The sequence below is a fragment of the Nonomuraea sp. NPDC050394 genome (genome assembly GCF_044459065.1).
Classification (GTDB): Bacteria; Actinomycetota; Actinomycetes; order Streptosporangiales; family Streptosporangiaceae; genus Nonomuraea.
Window position 1 is genome coordinate 159,820 of record NZ_JBITIO010000004.1, and the last position, 21,579, is coordinate 181,398.

The window sequence follows — 21,579 nt, forward strand, 5'->3', positions numbered from 1 at the left end:
GGGCGGACGGCTTTCCCTGCCTGAGACGTCGGGAATCAATCCACTGAATTCACCGGAAATCCCCGATGTGGTCGCGGGCCCAATCGGCGTACGTGCGCCCGGGACGGCCCAGCACCTGCTCCAGATCGGGCCACGGACGCTCCAGCGCCGACCAGTCCTGATCGGAGTAGCCGTCCTCACCGGATGCCGTACCACCGTCGTAGTCGACGAAGCCGAGCATGAGATCGGCCGACGCGGCGGCGAACCCGCCCTGCGCCTTGAGCAGTTCCCTGGCCCGCTCGCGCGAGACCTCCTCGTAGCGCACCGGCTCGCCGAGCGCCGCCCCGATGGCGGCGACCTGCTCGCGCACCGTCCACGAGGCCGGCCCGGTGATCGTGTACGCGCGGCCGTGGTGCCCGTCCTCCAGCAGCGCCCGCACGGCGACGGCGGCGATGTCCGCCTCGTGGACGAGGTTCATCGGCTCGTCGGCGAACGGATAGCGCACCACCCGCTCGGCCCGCACCGACGGGGCCCAGAGCTGCAGCATGTTCGCCATGAACCCGCCGGGCCGCACGTGCGTCCACTCCAGGCCCGACTTCTCCACGATCGTCTCGACCGGGTTGTGATGCAGCCCCACGCTCACCGAGGCGCCCGACAGATCGACGATCCGCCGCACGCCCGCCGCCTTGGCCAGCGCCACCACCTCCTCGGCCGTCTCCTCGACCGGGAACAGATAGAGCGCCCGGATCCCCTCCAGCGCCGGTTCCAGCGTCCGCGGCCGCTCCAGGTCGGCCCCGACCACCTCGACCTCGTCCGGCAGCCCGTGCGCACCCTCGGGCCTGCGCGTCGTCGCCCTTACCCGCACGCCCGCGTCCACGAGCTGCTTCACCACGTTGCGGCCCACGAATCCCGTGGCGCCCGTCACCAGAACCGTCATGCCACTCACGCTAGAACCCATTCCGGCCACTTTCCGTCCGCAATATCCTGCCGGTTATGGCGAACACAAGCGGCCGGATGCTGCGCCTGCTGTCCCTCCTGCAGACCCACCGCCACTGGCCCGGCACCGACCTCGCCGCCCGCCTCGGCGTCAGCGAGCGCACCCTGCGCCGCGACATCGACCGCCTGCGCGAGCTCGGCTACCCGGTCGACGCCGCCCGCGGCGTCGACGGCGGCTACCAGCTCCGATCCGGTACGGCCATGCCGCCCCTCCTCCTGGACGACGACGAGGCGGTCGCCATCGCGGTCGGACTCCAGGCGGCCGCGGACGGCGCGGTCGCGGGCGCGGAGGAGACGTCCGTCCAGGCCCTCGCCAAGATCGTCCAGGTCATGCCGCCCAGGCTGCGGCACCGGGTCGACGCCCTGGCCCGCTACACGGTCCGCCCGTTCACCTCGGCGGGACCCCGGACCGACCCCGCCACCCTCACCACCCTCGCCCAGTCCTGCCGCGACACCGAACGCCTCCGCTTCACCTACCGCGCCCCTGATTCGGCGTCCCGTCCGGAGCCCGGTACGGAGGACAGGCGGCAGGTGGAGCCGCATCGGCTGGTGTCCGTACGGCACAAGTGGTACCTGCTGGCCTGGGACCTCAACCGGCACGACTGGCGGACCTTCCGGGTGGACCGGATGCGGGCCCCGGCCACCACCGGCGTGCCGTTCCGTCCCAGGGAGGTACCGGGCGGCGATCCGGCGGCCTTCGTGCGCGACCGCTTCACCTCGCAGTCCACCGCCTGGGAGGTCGTGGTGATCGTCCGGACCTCCCTGGAGCACGCCCGGCGCGTGGTCGCGGCGACGGGCGGCATCGTGGAACCCGTCGACGACGAGAGCTGCCGTCTCGTGCTGCACGTGGACGAGTTCGACTGGCCGGTGCTCATCCTGACCGCGCTGGCCGCCGACTTCGAGGTGGTGAGGCCGCCCGAGTTCCGCGCGTACCTCCGGGAGACCGCGGCGCGCCTGGCACGCGGCGTCAGCCCGCCGGACGGACGGTCAGGCTGACGGCGCCGTGTCGATGCTCGCCCGCAGGGTCAGCCGCCGGCGGCGCGGTCTTGGTGCTCGCCCGCGGGGTCAGCTGCCGGCGGCGCGGTCGCGCAGGACGCGGCGTTGTTGTTCGAGGGCGACCAGTTCGCCGAACATCCGGTTGTACTCCTGCTGCTCCTCCACCGGGTTGAGCCGCTGGATCCTCGCCTTGACCTGGGCGATGGCCCGGTCGACCGCGACCGCTTCGATGGCGGCCAGCATCGCCGCGCCGTACCTCTCCTCGACGTGCGCCTCGGCCCGGATGACCTCGACGGCGAAGCGCGTCACCAGCCCGCGCGCGGCCTCGTCGGGCGCGTGCTCCAACAGGCGGTCGACCCACTCGCGCCCGCCGAACCCGGCCGCCGCCACGCCGCCCGCCGCGACGATCACGCCGTGGATCACCACGTGGTCGGCCCCGGTGAACGCCGCCGGGTCGAGCGCGTCGAAGCGCGGCCCGAGCAGGGCGGGACGCTGGATGGCCAGCTTGAGCAGTTCGCCCTCGACCCGCACGTTGGGGTCGATCGGCGCCTCCCGCCGCGCCCGCTGCGGACGCCCCTGCTGCGCGCCGCCGACCTCGGCGATGCGCTGCATGACGAAGCGCTCGTCCATGAACCCGAGCCACCGGTCGAGGTCGATCGCGTAGCGCTTGCGCAGGCCGACGTCCTTGATCCCGGCCACGATCGGCGCCGCCGCGTCCAGCGCCGCGATCTTGCCCTCGTTGCTGCGCAGGTCGTAGCGGGCGATGGTGGAGCGGATCGCGAACTGGAAGAGCGGTTCCCGGCTGGCGATCAGATCGCGGACCGCCGCGTCGCCCTGCTTGATCCGCAGATCGCAGGGGTCGAGCCCGTCGGGCTGAATGGCCACATAGGTCTGGGTCACGAACTTCTGCTCGTCCGCGAACGCCCGCAGCGCCGCCTTCTGGCCCGCCGCGTCACCGTCGAAGGTGAAGATCACCTCACCGGTGGCGGCCGACTGGTCCAGCAGGAAGCGCCGCAGTACCTTGATGTGCTCCTCGCCGAACGCGGTGCCGCAGGTGGCCACGGCCGTGGGCACGCCGGCGAGGTGGCAGGCCATCACGTCGGTGTAGCCCTCGACGATGACGGCCTGCGAACGCTTGGAGATCTCCTTCTTGGACAGGTCGATGCCGTAGAGCACCTGGGACTTCTTGTAGAGCGGAGAATCAGGGGTGTTGAGGTACTTGGGACCGTCGTCGGTCTCGATCAGCTTGCGTGCCCCGAACCCGATGACATCGCCCGTGGCATCGCGAATGGGCCAGATCAACCGGCCGCGGAACCGGTCGATGGGCCCCCGGCGCCCTTCCTTGGCCAGCCCGCCCTTGACGATCTCCTCCGCCGTGAAGCCCCGCCCCATCAGGTGCCGGGTCAGCGCCTCCCATTCGTTGGGCGCGTACCCCACGCCGAAGAGCTCGGCGTCGGCCCGCTCGAACCCCCGCTCCGACAGGAACTTCCGGCCCGGCGCCGCGTCCGGCGACAGCAGTCTGTCGCGGTAGAACTCCGCCGCCGCCTTGTGCGCCTCGATCAGCCGGGCCCGCTCCCCGTGATCGCGCTTGGGCACATAGCCGCCCTGCTCGTACTGGAGCGTGATTCCCGCCCGCGCGGCCAGCCGCTCCACCGCCTCGCTGAACGGCAGATGCTCGGTCTTCTCCACGAAGGTGATCACATCGCCACCTTCTGAGCAGCCGAAACAGTAGTACATGCCGCGCTCGGGGGTGACGTTGAAGGACGGGCTCTTCTCGTCATGGAAGGGGCAGAGGCCCTTGAGGTTGCCTCCGCCGGCGTTGCGCAACTGGATGTGCTCGCCGATCACCTCGGCGATGGGGGAACGCTCACGAACGAGTGCGATGTCGACATCACGGATCCGGCCAGCCACGCGGCAGAGTCTATTGCGACCCACCGACACAATCGCCGCCGCATGCGCAACGGGCTTCATTGATCAAGGCATGGAAGTGCGCCGTCCATCCTGAGGGGCGGGAGGACGGGTGAGCGGAGTGGGCGGCTCGCCCGTATGGTGGGGTCCGGGTGCATTCTGGGAGACATCATCCGGATCCGCGCGAAGCGTGGCCCCAGAGATCGGCGCGGCCCAAGCCCTTTCGGGCAAACAGGTGATGCGGGAGCTCCCGGTCGGCTACAAAGGGAACGGTTGTCGTTGGATACGGTGACACGGGTGGAGATCATGCGATCGGGGCTTTTGGGGCGTTGTGCCGCCGCTGCGGGGGCATTGCTGGTCAGCGCGGGTTGTGCGCAGGGCGCCGGTGTCGCCGGGGTCAGCGCCAGCGCGCCCGCCACCGTCACCCCTTCCGCCACCCCACAGGTCACCGGCACCATCCCGCCCAAGGAGCCGCAGGCACGGCCCCAAGGCGATGACCCCGTCAAGGTGCCGCCGCCCAAGATGTCCAAGTACCAGTACGTCTTCCCCGTCAAGGGCTGCCGGACCACGTACCAGCGGCAGCTCCTCGTGCTCCCCAAGACCACGATCTGGGCCGCCCAGGGGTGCTCCTTCGTCGCCCCCATCGGCGGGACGATCGACGAGGTCAACACCAAGAACCGCTGGCGCCCCTCCACCGACAAGGGAGCCGACCGCGAGGGCAGGTTCGTCACGCTCGTCGGCGACGACGGCGTCCGCTACCTGGGCGGCCATCTCGACAGCGTCACCGAGGGCCTCGCCCCGGGCACCAAGGTCAAGGCGGGCCAGGTCCTCGGCCAGGTCGGCAAGTCGGGCAACGCCCGCGACACCGGCGCGAACCTGTACTTCGCCATCTCCTGGAAGACCGGCCCCGCCTACTGGTGGGTACGCCGCGGCATGGTCGAACCCTGGACCTACCTGGACGCGTGGGCCGAGGGCAACAAGACCTACTCCCCCCGCGACGCCGCCTTCGGCCTGCGCAAGAAGCTGGGCGAGACGCCGCCCTGCCAGGTGCAGTGCAAGTCGAAGAAGGCGCCGCAGCCGACCAACGACACGAAGAAGCCGAAGGACGAGGAGCCGCCGGTCGTCATCGGTGACCCGACGACAACTCCTGCGAGTCGACCTTGACCCCTGACCTGATGAGGTCCTGGATGTCGCCGACGACGTCCCACACGTTGACGTTCATCCCGGCGACGACCCGGCCGTCACGCAGCCAGTAGGCGATGAACTCCAGTTCGCCGACGTCACCGCGGAAGACGACCTCGTCGTAGCCCTGGATGTCGCCGGAGAACTCCATCCCGATCTCGAACTGGTCGCTGAAGAAGTACGGCACGCGGTCGTACGCCACGTCCTGGCCGAGCATGGAGCGGGCCGCGGCCGGGCCGCCGTTCAGGGCGTTGGCCCAGTGCTCGACGCGCAGCCTGCGGCCGTACAGCGGGTTGAAGGACTCCGCCACGTCACCGGCGGCGTACACGTCGGGATCGGACGTGCGCAACGCGGCGTCGGTCAGGATGCCGTCGGCGACGTCGAGCCCGGCGTCCACGGCCAGGCCGGTGTCGGGCGTGGCTCCGATGCCGACGAGGACGAGGTCGGCTTCGAGTCGTTCACCGCTGCTGAGCCGTACCCCCGTCTGCGTGATCTCCGCGACGGGCGTGCCGAGGCGCAGGTCGACGCCGTTGCGGCGGTGCACGTTCGCGAAGACCTCGCCGAGTTCCGGCCCGAGCACGCGGTGCAGCGGCGTGGGCTCGGGTTCGACGATCGTCACCTGGCAGCCGGCGGCGCGGGCCGCCGCCGTGGTCTCCAGGCCGATCCAGCCGGCGCCGACGACGAGCACCCGTCCGCCGCGGGCGAAGCGCTCTTTGAGCGCCTCACTGTCCTGCACGGTGCGCAGGTAGCGTGCGGGTCCCGGCAGCCGCCGGGGGCTGGATCCGGTCGCGATGAGCAGTTTCTGGTACGGCTGCCGCGACCCGTCGGACAGCCGGACGGTGCGGCTCCCGAGGTCCAGCCGGGTGGCCCGGAGGCCGAGGCGCAGGTCGATATCGTGCTCCGCGTACCAGCCGGTGGCATGGACGAAGATCTTTTCTCTCTCGCTTTTGCCCTGCAGATAGCCCTTGGACAGGGGCGGGCGTTCGTAGGGTCGTTCCGTTTCCGCGCCGATGAGGACGATCTCGCCGTCGAAGCCCTCTTCGCGCAGCGTCTGCGCCGCCTTGGCCCCAGCAAGCCCGGCACCGACGATCACAAATGTGGCCATGGGGGCAGTATCCGCCCCCGCAGGTCCTCAGGAAAGCCGCCGGTGCCAGGCGACCGCCGAAGTGTCGGTGAGAGAGGCGATCTGGTCGATGACGACACGAACGCGCCCGGCGTCGTCGTCGGCCTGGAGGTAGGCGGGGCGGAAGGCGGGTTCGAGCGTGCGGGGCGCGCCGAGCGTGATGAGGGAGGCCAGTTCGGTGATGAGCTCACGCTGTCTGGCCTGGTTGGCGTGGTGGTCGTCGCGGGTCATCACGTAGTGGGCGGTGACGCCCTTGAGCAGCGCGCATTCGAGCCGGGTGTCGTCGGGCACGACGAGGTCGGCGCGGTGGCGCGGGCCGTACGCGCCGATGGTGGCGCTCTGCGCTGAACGGCAGAAGCGTCCGATGAGGCCGCTGGTGAGGGCTTTGAGGCCGGCCAGGTCGGCCAGGGTGGCGGCGAACGTACGCGGCCAGAGCGGGTCGGCGATGAACTTGGCGAAGACCTCTTCGAGCAGGCCGGGGTCAGCGTCGCGGGCGTACCAGAGGCGGGTGACCTCGCAGACCTGGCGGCGCTCCTCCGCCGACTGGAGGGCTTCCGGGGTGACGTATCCGGCGTGCAGCGCGTCTTCGAGGTCGTGGACGGAGTAGGCGACGTCGTCGGCCCAGTCCATGATCTGCGCCTCGAAGCTGACGCGGCCCTCGGGGGCGCCGTCGCGGATCCACGCGAAGACCGGCAGGTCGTCCTGGTAGACGCCGAACTTGGGGGACTTGTCGCAGGTCCAGGGGTACTTGATGGAGGCGTCGAGTGCGGCTCTGGTCAGGTTGAGCCCGGCGCTCTCGCCCGACTCCGTGAGGACCTTGGCCTCCAGGCGGGTGAGCAGGCGCAGGCTCTGGGCGTTGCCCTCGAAGCCGCCGCACGAGGGTGCGAGCGCGTTGAGCGCGACCTCACCGTTGTGCCCGAACGGCGGATGCCCCAGGTCGTGCGCCAGGCAGGCGGTCTCCACGAGGTCGGGGTCGACCCCCAGGGTGGCGCCCATCTCCCGGCCGACCTGGGCGCACTCCAGCGAATGCGTCAGCCGGGTACGCGGGATGTGCTGGCCGAGGCCCAGCGTCTCACCGGGGCCGACGACCTGGGTCTTGGCCGCGAGCCGGCGCAGGGCGGCGCTGTGGAGCACGCGGGCCCGGTCCCGCCCGAACGGGCTGCGCTCGGGGTTGCCGGGTGGTTCCGGCACCCAGCGCTCCTGGTCATGCTGGTCATAGCGGGACATAAGAACGGTGAGTCTACTCCTGTCCACCCAACCCCTCCTGTGCTGGGAGTACTGCCCCGGTGACCACCTCCCTACGCGTGGGTGAAGCGCCAGGCCGCCCGGCCTGGCGCCTGTGCCGTCAGCGGGTGTCGGAGTCGTTGTGCGTCAGTACGGCCCGGCCGGCCTCCAGGCGGGCGACCGGGATGCGGAAGGGCGAGCAGGAGACGTAGTCGAGCCCGGCCTCGTGGCAGAAGTGGACCGAGTCGGGGTCGCCGCCGTGTTCGCCGCAGATGCCGAGCTTGAGGCCGGGCCGGGTGGCCCTGCCCTCCTCGACGGCGATGCGGACCAGGCGGCCGACGCCGTCGCGGTCGAGGGTCTCGAACGGGGAGACGCCGAAGATGCCGAGCTCCAGGTAGCGGGAGAAGAAGGCGGCTTCGACGTCGTCGCGGGAGAAGCCCCAGGTCATCTGGGTGAGGTCGTTGGTTCCGAAGGAGAAGAACTCGGCGGCCTCGGCGACCTGGCCGGCGGTGAGCGCGGCGCGCGGGGTCTCGATCATGGTGCCGACGAGGGCGTCCACGCCGGTCGCCCGGAGGATCTTGACGGCTTCCTCGCGGACCGCCTCCAGCTCCTGGACGGCGGCCACGAGCGGGATCATGATCTCCGGGCGGGCGCCGGGCACCTCGCGGGCGGCTTCGGCGATGGCCCGGACCTGCATGGCGAACAGGCCGGGGATGACCAGGCCGAGCCGTACCCCTCGCAGACCCAGCATGGGGTTCTGCTCGTGCAGTCTCTTGACGGCGGCCAGCAGCGCGCGGTCCTTGTCCGTGGCCTCGCCCGTGGCGGCCTTGACCGAGAGGGCGACGAGGTCGGGCAGGAACTCGTGCAGGGGCGGGTCGATGAGGCGAATGGTGACAGGAAGACCCTCCATAGCCCGAAAAATGCCGATGAAGTCGGATTTCTGGTGTGGCTCCAACGCGTCCAGCGCCGCCTGCCGTTCCTGCTTGGAGGCGGCGAGGACGAGGTCCTCGACGAGCTGACGGCGCTCGCCCAGAAACATGTGCTCGGTACGGCACAGCCCGATCCCCTGGGCGCCGAAGCGCCGCGCCCTGGCCGAGTCCTCGGCGTTGTCGGCGTTGGCCCGCACTCCGAGCCGGCGTACCGAGTCGGCGTGCGCCATGATCCGGTCCACCGCCTTGACCAGCTCGTCATCGGGTTGGGCGCCCTCGAAGTACTCCACGACCACGGAGTCGACCACCGGCACCTCGCCGAGGAACACCTCACCGGTGCTGCCGTCGATCGAGATGACGTCGCCCTCGCGCACCTCGATCCCGCCCGGGGCGGTGAAGCGCTTCTGCGAGGAGGAGACCTCCAGCTCCTCAGCGCCGCAGACACAGGTCTTGCCCATGCCACGGGCGACCACGGCGGCGTGGGAGGTCTTGCCGCCGCGCGAGGTGAGCACGCCGCGGGCGGCGATCATCCCGGACAGGTCGTCGGGGTTGGTCTCGCGGCGGACGAGGATGACGTCCTCGCCCTGTCCGGCCAGTTCGACCGCGCGCTCGGAGGTGAAGACGACCTTGCCGACAGCGGCGCCGGGCGAGGCGTTCATGCCCTTGGTGATCGTCTTGCGGTCACCCTCCTGGGAGAAGCGGGGGAACATCAGCTGCGCGAGCTGGTCGCCGCTCACCCGGGTAACGGCCTCGTCGAGCGTGATGAGGCCCTGGTCGACGAGCTGGACGGCGATGCGGAAGGCGGCGGCCGCCGTACGCTTGCCGACCCGGGTCTGCAGCATCCACAGCTTGCCGCGCTCGATCGTGAACTCGATGTCGCACAGGTCGCGGTAGTGGGTCTCCAGCGTCTCCATGATCGACAGGAGCTCGTCGTAGGAGCCCTTGTCGATGCGCTCCAGGTCTTGCAGCGGGACCGTGTTGCGGATGCCGGCGACGACGTCCTCGCCCTGGGCGTTCTGAAGGTAGTCGCCGTAGATGCCCTGGCGGCCGGAGCCGGGGTCGCGGGTGAAGGCGACGCCGGTGCCGGAGTCGTCGCCGAGGTTGCCGAAGACCATGGCGACGATGTTCACCGCGGTGCCGAGGTCGGCGGGGATGCGTTCCTGGCGGCGGTAGAGGATGGCTCGGGGCGCGTTCCATGAGTCGAAGACGGCCATGACGGCCAGGCGCAGCTGGTCGCGGGGGTCGGCGGGGAAGTCCTTGCCGGTCTGCTCGCGCACGATGCCCTTGTAGGTCTCGACGAGCCCCTGGAGCTCCTGCGCGGTGAGGTCGGTGTCCTGGCGGCCGTTCTTGAGCTTCTCCAGAGCGTGCTCGAACAGCTCGCCGTCGATGTCCTGGACGGTCTTGCCGAACATCTGGATGAGCCTGCGGTAGGAGTCCCAGGCGAAGCGGTCGTTGCCGCCCGCCTGCTTGGCCAGGCCGTGGACGGACTCGTCGTTGAGTCCGATGTTGAGGACGGTCTCCATCATGCCGGGCATGGAGAACTTGGCGCCCGAGCGCACGCTGACGAGCAGCGGGTCGTCGGCCTGGCCGAGCTTCTTGCCCATGGCGCTCTCAAGCGCGCTCAGGTGGTCGGCGATCTCCCGCTCCAGTCCCTCGGGGACGGAGCCTTCCGCCAGGTAGTGGCGGCACGCCTCGCTGGTGATCGTGAACCCGGGGGGAACCGGCAGCCCGAGGTTGGTCATCTCGGCGAGGTTGGCTCCCTTGCCGCCGAGCAGGTCCTTGAGATCCCTGTTGCCCTCGGTGAAATCGTAAACGAACTTGGCCACCACAGCTCCAATCAACGCCTCTGCCTTGGACTGTACCGGCGAAAAAGATGATGAAACTGCACACGTCGGTTAAGTCGATGTTTTCCCAGGTCAATGGCCTTCATGAGGTCTAATCCAATTAAAACTCTAGTCTCCTGGAAATTGGTTTATACCAATTGGTTTAAACCAATTCTTGAGAAAGCTGTGGGGTAGGAGGAGAATGAGGGGCGACCCCCTGACCGGGAGGCGCCGATGGCCACCCCCACCACCAAGCCGACGCGCCGCGCGCGCCTGACCGCCGGATCGGCGCGGGCGGCGACAGGCAGCGCCCGCTACCTCGACGACCGGCTCGGCACCGGCCGCTGGCTGGCACCCAACCTGCGCAAACTCTTCCCCACCCACTGGTCGTTCCTGCTGGGCGAGTTCGCGCTCTACTCCTTCGTCCTGCTCGTGCTGACCGGCACGTTCCTCACGCTCTTCTACAAGCCGGAGGCGGGCGCGGCGTTCGAGTCGGTGCGCGAGCTCAGCGTGGACGTGCGCGGCGGGCTGCTCATCCGGCAGATGCACCACTGGTCGGCGACGATCTTCGTGCTGGCGATCGTGGCCCACATGTTCCGTGTCTTCTTCACCGGGGCGTTCAGGAAGCCGCGTGAGCTGACGTGGGTGCTGGGGGCGCTGCTGTTCGGGCTCGCGCTGTTCGAGGCGTTCCTCGGGGTGACGCTGCCGGCCAACCAGCTCGGGATGTCGGGGCTGCGCGAGACCCAGGGCCTGCTGCTGTCGATCCCGCTGGCCGGCACGTACCTGTCGTCCTTCGTCTTCGACGGCCCCTTCCCCGGCCAAGTGATCCCGCGCGCGTTCGTCGCCCACGTTCTGCTGGTGCCCGGCCTCCTGCTGGCGCTGGTGCCGCTGCACGCGCTGGTGCTGACCTGGCGGCAGAAGCACACCGAGCACCACGGCGAGGGCCGCCGGGTCACCGGGGTGCCATTCTTCCCCGCCTTCTCCCTCAAGCAGGGCATCACCTCACTGGGCACGTTCACGGTCATCACCGCGCTGGCCACGTTCGTCATCGTCAACCCCGTCTGGACCGCCGCGCAGGCCTACCGGGCCGGCGCCGTGCCGCCGTCGGCGCAGCCGTTCTGGTACTTCGGCGTGCTCGAAGGCATGCTGCGCCTGCTGCCGCCGTGGGAGTTCACGATCGCGGGCTTCACCTTCGCCGCCGGTCTCTGGATCCCGATGCTCGTCCTCGGCGGCTTCTTCACGGCCCTGCTGTTCTGGCCGTTCATCGAACGCCGCTTCACCGGCGACCGCGCCCACCACCAGGTCGTGCAGCGCCCCGCCGCCGCGCCCGTGCGGACCGCGCTGGGTGTCGCGGTCGTCGTCTTCTTCACGGTCATCTGGTCGGCGACCTGGTTCACCACCGACCTCACCGCCGGCCCGCCCCTGCTCGCCGTCCCCGCCGAGCTCTATCCGGCCCTCCTGTACGGCTTACGCGCCGCCGTCATCGTCCTGCCCGGAGTGGCGTACGCGCTCACGTTATGGCTGTGCAAAAGGCGATATCGCGATGTGATCTCCGAATGACACGCTGCCCTGCGTGCGATCCCTGTTAGCCGCCGCGGCACTGCTGGCGGCCACCTCCTGCTCCGCCTCCTCCGGCGCGGCCGCACCCTCGGCGGCACCGTCGGCCACCCCGGAGACCTACCACGCCACCGATCTGCGTCCCGGTGACTGCTTCGACGACATCTCCCCTGACGGCTTCGCGACGCTGGTGACGTGTGAGAAGCCGCACGTCTACGAGTTCGCCGGGATCTGGGTCCTGCCCGATGAGCCGTGGCCGGGTGACGACAAGGTGATCGAGCGGTCCACGAAGGGTTGCGAGGAGAAGGTCAGGATCAAGAAGGCGCTCCGTGACACGGTGACCTGGACGGCCTTCGCGCCGGTGCTGGCCACCTGGCCGAAGCATCGGACCGCCTACTGCGTCGCCCTGTCGGTCGAGGAGGGCGTCAAACTCACCGGCCACGTGCTCGGCTAGGAGAACGGGTTCCCGGCGGGGACCGCGGTGCCCGCGCCGCCCAGCGGCGGGAACCACAGCACGAACGTCGCCCCGGCGCCGAGCCGGGAGAAGACCGCGACCCTGCCCCCGTGCGATTCCACGATCTGCCGGACGATGGCCAGGCCCAGGCCCGTGTGCCGGTCGCGGCGGCTGCTCTCGCCCCGCCAGAACCGGTCGAAGACCCTCGGCTGGTCCTCCTCCGCCAGGCCGGGGCCGTCGTCGGCGACCGCGGTCCAGAGCCAGCCGTCCTCCCGGCCCGCCGCCACCCGGACGCGGCCGTCGGGGGGCGAGAGCCGTACCGCGTTGGACAGGAGGTTGGCCACGGCGCGGCGCAGCGCGTCGTGGTCGCCGCTCATCGCGAGGTCCTGTTCCAGCCGGCGGGTCAGCGTGAGGCCGCGGGCGGCGGCCAGCGCGGCGTACTCCTCGCTGGCCTCCTGCACCACGCGGCCCAGGTCGAGGTCGGCGTCGGCGAAGGCGGCGCCCTGGCGTCTCGCGCTGGCCAGCAGGTCCTCGACCAGGCGGGTCATGCGGGTCGTGGCGCGGTCGACGACGGCGACCGCGCGGGTGCGCTCCTCGTCGCTGGCGTCGGGGGTGGCGAGGACGGCGTCCACGTTGGCCCGGATGATCGTGAGCGGGCTGCGCAGCTCGTGCGAGGCGTCGTCGATGAGCCTTCGCTGGGCGCTGAAGGCGGACTCCAGGCGGTCCAGCATGGTGTCCACGGTGTCGGCCAGGTCGCGCAGTTCGTCGCGCGGGCCGTTCAGCCGGATGCGCCGGGTCAGGTCGGTGGCCTGGATCTCCTCGGTCGTGCGCGTGATGGCCCGCACCGGGCGCAGCACGCGGCCGGACAACACCCAGCCGATGCCGAGGCTGGCCAGGAACAACGCGCCGAGCGTCACCAGCGAGTAGTCGCGCAGCGTGGCCAGGGTCCTGACGTTGATCGCGTTCTCAACCTCCTCCACGAACACGACCTCCTCCTTGCCCACGTACTCGCCGCCACGGTAGGCCTTGGCGTACTCGGTGGTGTAGGGGCGCTGGTCGGTGGTCTTGGAGATGCCCCAGTAGATGCCGCCCAGCACCAGCGCGGCCAGCACGAACAGCAGCCCCGAGTACAGCACCGTCAGCCGGAACCGGATCGTGTGGATCATGCCGGCTCCTTCAGCCGGTAGCCCCTGCTGATGACGGTCTCGATGAGGCCGTCCTCCTGGAGCTTGCGCCGCAGGTTGCCGACCGTGACCCGGACGGTGTTCGTGAACGGGTCGGCGTGCTCGTCCCAGACGTGCTCCAGCAGTTCCTCTGAGGAGACGACGTGCCCGGGTCTGGTCATGAGGTAGTGGAGCACCCCGTACTCCTTCGGGGTGAGCGCGAGCGCGCGGCCGCCCAGCGACACCTCCATCCTGGCTGTGTCGATCCGCAGCTGCCCGACTTCCAGGACGGAGGTGCCGCCGGTGTCTCTGCGCAGGAGCGCGCGCACCCTGGCCAGCAGTTCGGGGAAGGCGAACGGTTTGACCAGGTAGTCGTCGGCGCCTTCGTCGAGCCCGCGGACCCGGTCGTCGAGCCGGTCGCGGGCGGTCACCATGATGACCCGCACGCCCTTGCCGGCCGCCCGGATCTCCCTGCACACCTGGAAGCCGTCGCCGCCGGGCAGGTTCAGGTCGAGCAGCACCAGGTCGTACGTGTTGACCTGGAGCTTCTCGTGCGCGACGGGCGCGTCCAGAGCCACGTCCACGGCATATCCGGCGCGGGCCAGGCCGACGCGCAGCGCGTCGACCAGGTCCTCTTCGTCTTCGACGACCAACAGGCGCATATTTCCTAGTCTCTGATGATTTGTTCGGCTATGGGAGCAGCACGATCGATCGGGATCGCGAAGCCTATGCCGATGTTGCCGCCGCCCCGGCTCGACGCGATCGCCGTGTTCACCCCGACGACCTCGCCACGGGCGTTGACCAGCGGGCCGCCGGAATTGCCGGGATTGATCGAGGCGTCGGTCTGCACCGCGCTGCGGGAGGTGCCGCCCAGCCGTACCCGGCGGTCGAGGGCGCTGACGATGCCCGAGGTCACCGTGCCCGACAGGCCCAGCGGCGAACCGATCGCCAGCACCTGGTCACCGACCGCCAGGTCGGCCGAACGGCCCAAGGTGGCGGGCGCGAGCCCAGTAACGCCCGCCACCTCCAGCACCGCCAGATCCTCATCCTGATCAGCACCCAGGACTCTGGCGGAGAATCTGCGACCGTCGTTCAGCACCACGTTCACCGTGCTCGCCTCGCCGACGACGTGCGCGTTGGTGATGATGTGGCCGGCCCCGTCCACGATGAAGCCGGAACCGCCGCCCCGGCCCACGTCGATCGAGACCACGCTCGGCAGCAGCCGCGCCGCCGTACCGGACAGTCCGGTCGTGTTGGGCGCGGCGGGGGCCGCGCGGGGCAGCGTGACCGGCGCCGGGCCCGTCGCCAGCCCCGCGCCGGCGAACCCGGCCACCGCCCCGGTCAGCCCGGCGACGAGTACCGCGCCGAGCAACAGCGCCCCTCCGCGAGGACCCCGCCCAGCCGGTACGGCTCCCGCCGACTCGGCTCCCGCCCCCTCGGCCGCCGTCTCCCCCGATGTCAGGTGACCCGGCGACGGCGAGACGAAGTCGGGCCCACGCGGCGTCCCCAGCCCTCTGCGCATCCCGGTCATGGCAGCCTCGAGAACCAGATCATGGACCCGACCGCCGCGAGCAGCGCCGCCACCAGGCCCGCTGCCACGAACCACATCCAGATCTCCTGCCGTTCCGTCCGGTAGCCGACCGAGGTGCCGATGTCCTCGTACACGGCCTGCAGTTCGTCGCCGCTGGCCGCCTCGTAGAAGCCGCCGCCCGCGGCCCCCGCCAGCTCACGCAGCGCCGGGCCGTCCACGGGCACCGGTACCCGGCTGCCCTGCAGCTCGACGGTGCCGCCCGGCGTGCCGTACGCGATGGCCGTGACCGGGACGCCGCGCGCCGCGGCCTGCTCGGCGGCCTCGCGGATCCCGCGGCCGGTGGTGTTGGAGCCGTCCGACAGCAGGACGATGTGCGCGGGCGGCGGTTCCGCCTCGCCGTCCACGCCGGCGATGGCCTCCAGCGAGGAGTGGACGGCGTCGCCGATCGCGGTGCCGGAGGAGGTGGTCAGGCGCTCCAGCGCGGTGAAGACGGCCTGCCGGTCCGTGGTCGGCGGCACCGCCACCGACGCCTCCGACGAGAACGTCACCAGCCCGAGGTTGAAGCGCTCCGGCAGCCCGCGCACGAACTGCGTCGCCGCCGCCCGTGCCGCCGTGAACCGGTCGGGGGCGACGTCCGTGGCGCCCATCGAGGCCGACACGTCGAACGCCACCATGATCGTGGCCCGTTCCCTGGGCACCTGCACCTCCGCCGTGGGCCGGGCGAAGCCGACCACGAGCAGCGCGAACATCCCCAGCAGCGCGCCCGCCGGAACGTGCCGCCGCCAGCGCGGGCGCCTCGGGGCCACCTTGTCCAGCAGGTCGAGGTTGGTGAAACGGACCGCGTAGGCACTGCGCCGTACCGACATCAGGACGTAGGCGAGCGCGAGCAGCGCGACCGGCACTAGCAGCCACAGCCAGACCGGAGAGATCAGCGTCATGCGGCGCCGCCCCCTCCCTGCCACGACCCGCGCGCGCCCAGCCGCGCCAGCCGGCGTTGGCGCAGCACGTGCTCCACCAGGTCGCGCACCCAGTCGCCGTCGGTGCGCAGCCGCAGGTGCGCGGCGCGGGCCCGGCGCAGCGCCGTCTCGATCCCGGCCCGCTGCCCGGCGGCGGCCTCGGCGTAGCGGCGGCGCAGCCGGGCGCTGGCCGTCGCGTACTCGCGCCGCCGGCCCGTCTCCGGGTCCATCAGCGTGAGCAGCCCCACGTCGGGCAGCACGAGCTCGCGCGGGTCCAGCACCTCGACCGCGAGCACCTGATGGCGTACGGCCAGCCGCCGCAGCTCCGGCTCCCACGTCTCCGGCGGATCCAGGAAGTCGGAGACCACCACGACCAGCCCGCGGCGCACCACGGTCCGGCCCAGCCGATGCGCCGCCGCGCCCAGGGCGGCGGCCTTCGTCCCCGGCCTGGCCCGCGGCAGCGTGAAGATCTCCTGCAGCAGCGCCATCAGGTGCGGCCGGCCGGTCCTGGCCGGCAGCGCCCTGAGACCGGAGCCGTGCAGGAGGTGGGCGCCGATCCGGTTGCCGGTCCGCTGGGTCAGGAACCCGATCGCGGCCGTCGCGGCCAGGGCCAGGTCCCGCTTCTCCATGGCGGCGGTGCCGAAGTCCATGCTGGCGCTGGCGTCCAGCAGCACCCACAGCTCCAGCTCGCGGTCGGCGACCACGTCGCGTACGTGCGGCTCGGCGGTGCGCGCGGTGACGTTCCAGTCGATCCGCCGCACGTCGTCACCCGCCTGGTACGGCCGCGCCTCGGCGAGCTCACTTCCCGGACCGGGCAGCAGACCGAGATGGTCGCCCTGCAGCAGGCCGTCGAGCCGCCGGGTGATCGTCAGCTCCAGACGGCGCAGCGCGGGCCCGGCCCGCTCGTAACCGTGAAGGTTCATGCCGCCGACTCCCCCAGCCCGACCGCCGCCAGGGCGGTCTGCGGGGCGATCACCGGCGTCGGGACGGCCGCCAGGACGCGGTCGACCAGCTGCCGGGGCGTGACCCCCTCGGCCAGCGCGTCGAACGACAGCACCAGCCGGTGCGCCATCACGTCCTGCGCCACGTCCCTGACGTCCTCCGGCAGGACGTACTCCCTGCCGCGCATCAGGGCCAGCGCGCGACCGGCCGCCAGCAGGCCCAGCGTGGCGCGCGGGCTGGCGCCGAAGGCCAGCATCCGCTCCACGTCGGGTACGGCGTAGCGGGCCGGGGCCCGGGTGGCGTAGACGAGCCGGACCGCGTACTCGGCGACCGCGTGGTGCACGAACACCCGGTCGGCACGCCGCTGCAGCGCGATCACCCGGGCCGGGTCCAGGATCGCCCGCGCCCGCGGCGGGTCCACGCTCATGCGGTAGACGATCGCCAGCTCCTCCGATTCGCTGGGATAGCCCACGTCGATCTTCATGAGGAAGCGGTCCCGCTGCGCCTCGGGCAGGTGGTAGACGCCTTCCGACTCGATGGGGTTCTGGGTGGCCAGCACCAGGAACGGCGCGGGAACCGGGTGCGTGACGCCGCCGATGCTCACCTGCCGCTCGGCCATGATCTCCAGCAGGGCCGACTGCACCTTGGCCGGGGCGCGGTTGATCTCGTCGGCCAGCAGCAGGTTGGCCATGACCGGGCCGAGTTCGATGTCGAAGCTCTCGGTGGAGGGCCGGTAGATCCGGGTGCCGACGATGTCCGACGGGACCAGGTCGGGCGTGAACTGGATCCTGGCGAACGTACCGCCCACCACCCTGGCCATCGTCTCGGCGGCGAGCGTCTTGGCGATGCCGGGGACGCCTTCGAGCAGGCAGTGGCCACGCGCCAGCACCGCCACCAGCAGGCGCTCGACCATGTGGTCCTGGCCGACGATCACCCGCTTGACGGCGAAGAGCGCGCTCTCCAGCAGAGCGGTGTCCTCTCGGGCATCGTCCGGCCCCTGGGTCACGGCTCGACCTTGTCGTCGGGGCAGTCGTTCAGCACGAGCCTGAGCTCGATCGGCTCGGGTGCGGGGGCGGCGGCGTGGGCGGCGCCCGCGGTGGCCAGGACCGCCCCACCGGCCAGCGCCAGCGCCGCCAGGCGTGGCAGGCGTGCCCGCCGGGCCCCGGAACCCTTGGCCGGACGCGATATGCGAAGCGACATGCTGTTCCTTTCGCGGGATGAGCATCAGGACGACTCCCGATGTCATCGCCCATGTCACCAAGCACCCGCGAAAGCTGTCGTAACGCACGCCTTTATACGATTTTTCGCCCGACAGGTCCCATAGGGGCCATGCCACCCGCATCGACCTCGACCCGCTCCACGCACCCTGCTCGGAAAAGGCGGGTCCGTCACCGGACCAGCGGCCTTACCCAAGCGTTGAGGCTTGCCCGAGCCCTGAGGCTTGCCCGAGCTCTGAGGCTTGCCCCCAGGTTTTTGAGCCTTGTCCCGAGCTCGGATGGCTTGCCCGAGTTCGGATGGCTTGCCCGAGCTCGGATGACTTGCCCGAGTTCGGATGGCTTGCTCCGAGCTGGGGAGGCTTGTCCCCAAGCTCTGGGGCTTATCCCGTGCTTTGAGGCTTGTCCCGAGCTTTGAGGGTGCGCGGTGCGGCCTTTATCTGAGCTTTCGGTGGCCCGGCGTACGGTCCGGTCATGATGTCACCCTTCAAGCGGTATCTCGCGGAAGAGGTGGCCCTCGACCACGCCGAGGGACTCATCCCACGCCGCGAGGCCCTGAGGCGGCTGGGCCTGCTCGGGCTCACCCTGCCCGCCGCCGGCGCGCTGCTGACCGCCTGCGGCGCCGACCCGCCCACCGCCACACCGGCCACCGGCATGACCCCGGCTCCGACGAGCGCGCAGCCGAGTCCCTCGGGGACACCCGTCGGCCCTTCTCCCCTGCCGACCGAGGCCATCACGTTCCCCGGCCCGCAGGGCGCGGCGCTCCAGGGTGCCTGGGCCGCGGCCGCGAGCCCCAAGGGCGCGGTCCTGGTCATCCACGAGAACCGCGGCCTCAACGACCACACCCGATCCGTCGCCGGGCGCCTGGCCGCGAGCGGCTACTCCGCGCTCGCCCTCGACCTGCTCTCCCGCGACGGCGGCACCGCCTCCTTCACCGACACCGCGCAGGCCACCGCCAAGCTGGGCGAGATCGCGCCGGAGCGGTTCGTCGCCGACATGAAGGCCGCGCTGGGCGAGCTGCAGAACCGGGCGCAGGGCGCCAAGCTGGGCATGGTCGGCTTCTGCTTCGGCGGCGGCATGACCTGGCTGCTGCTGTCGTCGGCCGAGCCGCGCCTGGCCGCCGCGATCCCGTTCTACGGCCCCCTGCCCGCGGGCGCCGACATGGCCGGCACGAAGGCCGCCGTCCTCGGCGTCTACGCCGAGCAGGACGACCGGGTCAACGCCACCCGCGACGCCGCGCGGGCGGCCCTGGAGAAGGCCGGTCTCACGCACGAGATCGCCACGTTCGAGGGCGCCGGGCACGCGTTCTTCAACGACACCGGCCAGCGTTTCAACCCCGCGGCCGCGGCGCGGGCGTGGGATCGGCTGCTCGACTGGTTCGGCAGCCACCTCAGCTGAGGGAACGTCACCCGGCCCGGTCGAGTAGCCGCCGCCTCCCGCGGCCGGGTGACCCACACCCCGCCACCTCCCGCGTGCCAGGTGACCCACACCCCGCCACCTCCCGCACGCCGGGTGACCCACACCCCGCCACCCCCGCACGCCGGGTGACCAGCACGAAGTCCGAAAACCGCGCCTCATTTCCGCCCTCGCCGGTGTTCTACTCAACATGAGCATCTACACCACCATCGACAGCCCGATCGGCGAGATCGTCCTCACCGGCACCGGCGAGGCGCTGACCTCCGTCAAGGTGGGCATGTCCGCGCCGAGCGGGGCCACCAGGGACGACGCGGCCTTCGCCGAGGCCGTGCGGCAGTTCGCCGAGTACTTCGCCGGCGACCGCACCGCCTTCGACCTCGACCTGCGGCCGTCCGGGACCGCGTTCCAGCACCGCGTCTGGGCGGAGGTCGCGGCCGTGCCGTACGGGAAGACGACCACCTACGGCGAGATCGCCGCGCGCATCGGCGCGCCGCGCGACCGCATCCGCGCGGTCGGCGCGGCGGTGGGGGCCAACCCCCTGCTGATCGTACGGCCGTGCCACCGCGTCATCGGCGCGGGCGGCGCGCTGACCGGCTACGCGGCCGGGATCGAGCGCAAGCGGTTCCTGCTCACCCACGAGGGCGCCCTCCAGCCGGCGCTCATCTGAAGGACGATCATGACCGACATCCAGGACAGAACATACGACGCCGCGATCCGGGACCGGGTCGCGGCGACCGACTGGCCCGCGGTCGCCCGCGAGGTCGACGCCCACGGCTGCGGCCTCACCGGCCCGCTGCTGACGGGGGCGGAATGCCGGGAGATCGCCGGTCTGTACGACGACGTGGCCCGCTTCCGCTCGACGATCGACATGGCGCGCTACCGCTTCGGTTCAGGGCAGTACCGGTACTTCCGGGAGCCGTTCCCCGAGGTGGTGGCGGCGCTGCGGGAGACGCTCTACCCCCGGCTGCTGCCCATCGCCCGCGAGTGGGCGGCCCGGCTCGGATGGGCATCCAGGTGGCCGGACGAGTTCGGCGAGTGGCTGGAACGCTGCCACGCCGCCGGTCAGGTCAAATCCACACCGATCCTGCTCAAGTACGGCGAGGGCGACTGGAACGCCCTGCACCGGGACCTCTACGGCGACCTGGTCTTCCCGCTCCAGGTGGTCGTCGGCCTGGACGTGCCCGGCGCCGACTACACCGGCGGCGAGTTCCTGCTGGTCGAGCAGCGGCCCCGGGCCCAGTCGCGTGGCACGGTCACCATGCTGCCGCAGGGCCACGGCCTGGTGTTCACCACCCGCGACCGCCCGGTGAGATCGGCCCGCGGCTGGTCGGCCGCCCCGGTACGGCACGGCGTGAGCACGGTCCGCTCGGGCCTGCGGCACACCCTGGGCCTGGTCTTCCACGACGCCACATGACAGCGGCCGGGCGCGCGTACGTGCTGACCGGGGCCGACGGCCGCTCGTACCTCGGCATGGCGCCCGGGACGCTCGGCGGCTACCGGCGACGGCGCATCTATGGGCGGCTGGACTGCCCGTCCGCGCTGCGGGCCATCGCCGCGGGCGGGTACGTCCGGCACCGGGTCTTCTTCGCCGACGAGCCGGCCGCGCTGGCGGCGGGCTATCGGCCGTGCGCGGTGTGCCTGCCCGAGAAGTACCGGAAGTGGAGGAAGAGTGGTTGAGCCAGGACGGGTCAGGGACGTGGCGGAGCTCGCCGGGCTGTTGAAGTGGCAGGTTCCCGGGGTGGTACGCGTCACCGTGGGGCATGGCCGCGACCCCGGCTCCGTGGCGGCGGCCGGACGGTTCGTCAAGGAGTGGGAGGCCGGGGGCGGGGTGGTGGGCGAGATCGTGAGCTGGCCGGAGGAGGCGGCCTCGTGGCTGCGGCAGGCCCGCCGGTTCGCCTCGGGTGAGCCGGACGCGTGGGTGGTGATCGCCGGGCCGGCCGGGTGGGCGGGCATGCGGTCGCGCCTCCTGCGGCACACCACCTGGGACCCGGCCCGCACCTTGATCGCCCCCGCGACCCCATGACCGCCCACGACAGCCCGTGACCCCGGACACCCGCGAGCCTGTGACCGCCGGGACCACGGAGGCTCTGGCGCCGCGGCCCGCCGTACCGGACAGGCAGGGGAGGCGTTTGCCGTACCGGAAAAGCGCGGGAGGGCGTCCGGCGGGAAGCCGGACGCCCTCGTAT

General features: G+C 71.3%; 21 protein-coding genes. 9 read left to right on the forward strand and 12 right to left on the reverse strand.

What is annotated here, in order from left to right; translation table 11 throughout:
• Positions 1–49 precede the first annotated feature (49 nt).
• Positions 50–916 (reverse strand): SDR family oxidoreductase, encoded by an 867-nt coding sequence (locus ACIBKY_RS18290; protein ID WP_397097832.1) that lies wholly within the window; start codon positions 914–916, stop codon positions 50–52.
• Positions 917–972: 56 nt separating this feature from the next.
• Here ACIBKY_RS18290 and ACIBKY_RS18295 point away from each other — a divergent pair, with 56 nt between their 5' ends.
• Entirely contained in the window at positions 973–1,971 is a 999-nt protein-coding gene (locus ACIBKY_RS18295; RefSeq protein ID WP_397097833.1) for a helix-turn-helix transcriptional regulator, read from the forward strand.
• Positions 1,972–2,040: 69 nt separating this feature from the next.
• Here ACIBKY_RS18295 and dnaG read toward each other — a convergent pair whose 3' ends face one another.
• Positions 2,041–3,882: a DNA primase gene (dnaG, locus tag ACIBKY_RS18300; RefSeq protein ID WP_397097834.1), complete on the reverse strand. Its 1,842-nt coding sequence runs from the start codon at positions 3,880–3,882 to the stop codon at positions 2,041–2,043.
• A gap of 303 nt (positions 3,883–4,185) precedes the next feature.
• On the opposite strand from dnaG, the gene ACIBKY_RS18305 reads away from it, so the two are divergent.
• The gene (locus ACIBKY_RS18305) at positions 4,186–5,043 is read left to right on the forward strand and encodes a M23 family metallopeptidase (RefSeq protein ID WP_397098406.1); all 858 of its coding nucleotides are present in this window, start codon (positions 4,186–4,188) and stop codon (positions 5,041–5,043) included.
• On the opposite strand, the gene ACIBKY_RS18310 is transcribed toward ACIBKY_RS18305, so the two are convergent.
• From ACIBKY_RS18310 to ppdK, 3 genes are all read right to left on the reverse strand, one after another.
• Positions 5,003–6,166 (reverse strand): NAD(P)/FAD-dependent oxidoreductase, encoded by a 1,164-nt coding sequence (locus ACIBKY_RS18310; RefSeq protein ID WP_397097835.1) that lies wholly within the window; start codon positions 6,164–6,166, stop codon positions 5,003–5,005. The two genes, ACIBKY_RS18305 and ACIBKY_RS18310, sit on opposite strands and share 41 nt — an antisense overlap.
• Positions 6,167–6,193: 27 nt before the next feature.
• A complete protein-coding gene (locus ACIBKY_RS18315) occupies positions 6,194–7,411 on the reverse strand; it encodes a deoxyguanosinetriphosphate triphosphohydrolase (protein WP_397097836.1) in 1,218 nt (405 codons plus the stop codon).
• Positions 7,412–7,529: 118 nt separating this feature from the next.
• Positions 7,530–10,163: a pyruvate, phosphate dikinase gene (gene ppdK / locus ACIBKY_RS18320; RefSeq protein ID WP_397097837.1), complete on the reverse strand. Its 2,634-nt coding sequence runs from the start codon at positions 10,161–10,163 to the stop codon at positions 7,530–7,532.
• A gap of 231 nt (positions 10,164–10,394) precedes the next feature.
• On the opposite strand from ppdK, the gene ACIBKY_RS18325 reads away from it, so the two are divergent.
• Together ACIBKY_RS18325 and ACIBKY_RS18330 are read left to right on the forward strand one after the other, a co-directional pair.
• Complete coding sequence (locus ACIBKY_RS18325) at positions 10,395–11,720, forward strand: cytochrome bc complex cytochrome b subunit (RefSeq protein ID WP_397097838.1); 1,326 nt, start codon at positions 10,395–10,397, stop codon at positions 11,718–11,720.
• A 13-nt stretch (positions 11,721–11,733) separates the two neighbouring features.
• Positions 11,734–12,171: a septum formation family protein gene (locus ACIBKY_RS18330; protein WP_397097839.1), complete on the forward strand. Its 438-nt coding sequence runs from the start codon at positions 11,734–11,736 to the stop codon at positions 12,169–12,171.
• On the opposite strand, the gene ACIBKY_RS18335 is transcribed toward ACIBKY_RS18330, so the two are convergent.
• Genes ACIBKY_RS18335 through ACIBKY_RS18365 form a run of 7 tightly spaced genes read right to left on the reverse strand, consistent with a single transcriptional unit; the run spans position 12,168 to position 17,963 of the window.
• Positions 12,168–13,337, reverse strand: a complete 1,170-nt coding sequence (locus ACIBKY_RS18335; RefSeq protein WP_397097840.1) for a sensor histidine kinase — start codon at positions 13,335–13,337, stop codon at positions 12,168–12,170. The genes ACIBKY_RS18330 and ACIBKY_RS18335 overlap by 4 nt on opposite strands.
• A complete protein-coding gene (locus ACIBKY_RS18340; protein ID WP_379622096.1) occupies positions 13,334–13,996 on the reverse strand; it encodes a response regulator transcription factor in 663 nt (220 codons plus the stop codon). Before ACIBKY_RS18340 ends, ACIBKY_RS18335 begins: the two co-directional genes overlap by 4 nt.
• Positions 13,997–14,001: 5 nt before the next feature.
• A complete protein-coding gene (locus ACIBKY_RS18345; RefSeq protein WP_397097841.1) occupies positions 14,002–14,856 on the reverse strand; it encodes a S1C family serine protease in 855 nt (284 codons plus the stop codon).
• Positions 14,857–14,861: 5 nt separating this feature from the next.
• Complete coding sequence (locus tag ACIBKY_RS18350) at positions 14,862–15,803, reverse strand: VWA domain-containing protein (protein WP_397097842.1); 942 nt, start codon at positions 15,801–15,803, stop codon at positions 14,862–14,864.
• Positions 15,800–16,744, reverse strand: coding sequence for a DUF58 domain-containing protein (locus tag ACIBKY_RS18355; RefSeq protein WP_397097843.1), 945 nt, complete (start codon positions 16,742–16,744; stop codon positions 15,800–15,802). The genes ACIBKY_RS18350 and ACIBKY_RS18355 overlap by 4 nt, the downstream gene beginning before the upstream one ends.
• Positions 16,741–17,769 (reverse strand): AAA family ATPase, encoded by a 1,029-nt coding sequence (locus tag ACIBKY_RS18360; RefSeq protein WP_397097844.1) that lies wholly within the window; start codon positions 17,767–17,769, stop codon positions 16,741–16,743. The genes ACIBKY_RS18355 and ACIBKY_RS18360 overlap by 4 nt, the downstream gene beginning before the upstream one ends.
• Positions 17,766–17,963 (reverse strand): hypothetical protein, encoded by a 198-nt coding sequence (locus ACIBKY_RS18365; protein ID WP_397097845.1) that lies wholly within the window; start codon positions 17,961–17,963, stop codon positions 17,766–17,768. Before ACIBKY_RS18365 ends, ACIBKY_RS18360 begins: the two co-directional genes overlap by 4 nt.
• Positions 17,964–18,451: 488 nt before the next feature.
• Here ACIBKY_RS18365 and ACIBKY_RS18370 point away from each other — a divergent pair, with 488 nt between their 5' ends.
• The 5 genes from ACIBKY_RS18370 to ACIBKY_RS18390 all read left to right on the forward strand — a co-directional run bounded on the left by ACIBKY_RS18370 (position 18,452) and on the right by ACIBKY_RS18390 (position 21,416).
• Positions 18,452–19,375: a dienelactone hydrolase family protein gene (locus ACIBKY_RS18370; protein ID WP_397097846.1), complete on the forward strand. Its 924-nt coding sequence runs from the start codon at positions 18,452–18,454 to the stop codon at positions 19,373–19,375.
• A 208-nt stretch (positions 19,376–19,583) separates the two neighbouring features.
• A complete protein-coding gene (locus tag ACIBKY_RS18375) occupies positions 19,584–20,060 on the forward strand; it encodes a methylated-DNA--[protein]-cysteine S-methyltransferase (protein ID WP_397097847.1) in 477 nt (158 codons plus the stop codon).
• Positions 20,061–20,069: 9 nt separating this feature from the next.
• The gene (locus ACIBKY_RS18380; protein ID WP_397097848.1) at positions 20,070–20,807 is read left to right on the forward strand and encodes a 2OG-Fe(II) oxygenase; all 738 of its coding nucleotides are present in this window, start codon (positions 20,070–20,072) and stop codon (positions 20,805–20,807) included.
• Positions 20,804–21,070: an Ada metal-binding domain-containing protein gene (locus tag ACIBKY_RS18385; protein ID WP_397097849.1), complete on the forward strand. Its 267-nt coding sequence runs from the start codon at positions 20,804–20,806 to the stop codon at positions 21,068–21,070. Before ACIBKY_RS18380 ends, ACIBKY_RS18385 begins: the two co-directional genes overlap by 4 nt.
• A complete protein-coding gene (locus ACIBKY_RS18390; protein WP_397097850.1) occupies positions 21,063–21,416 on the forward strand; it encodes a hypothetical protein in 354 nt (117 codons plus the stop codon). Before ACIBKY_RS18385 ends, ACIBKY_RS18390 begins: the two co-directional genes overlap by 8 nt.
• Positions 21,417–21,579: the final 163 nt, after the last annotated feature.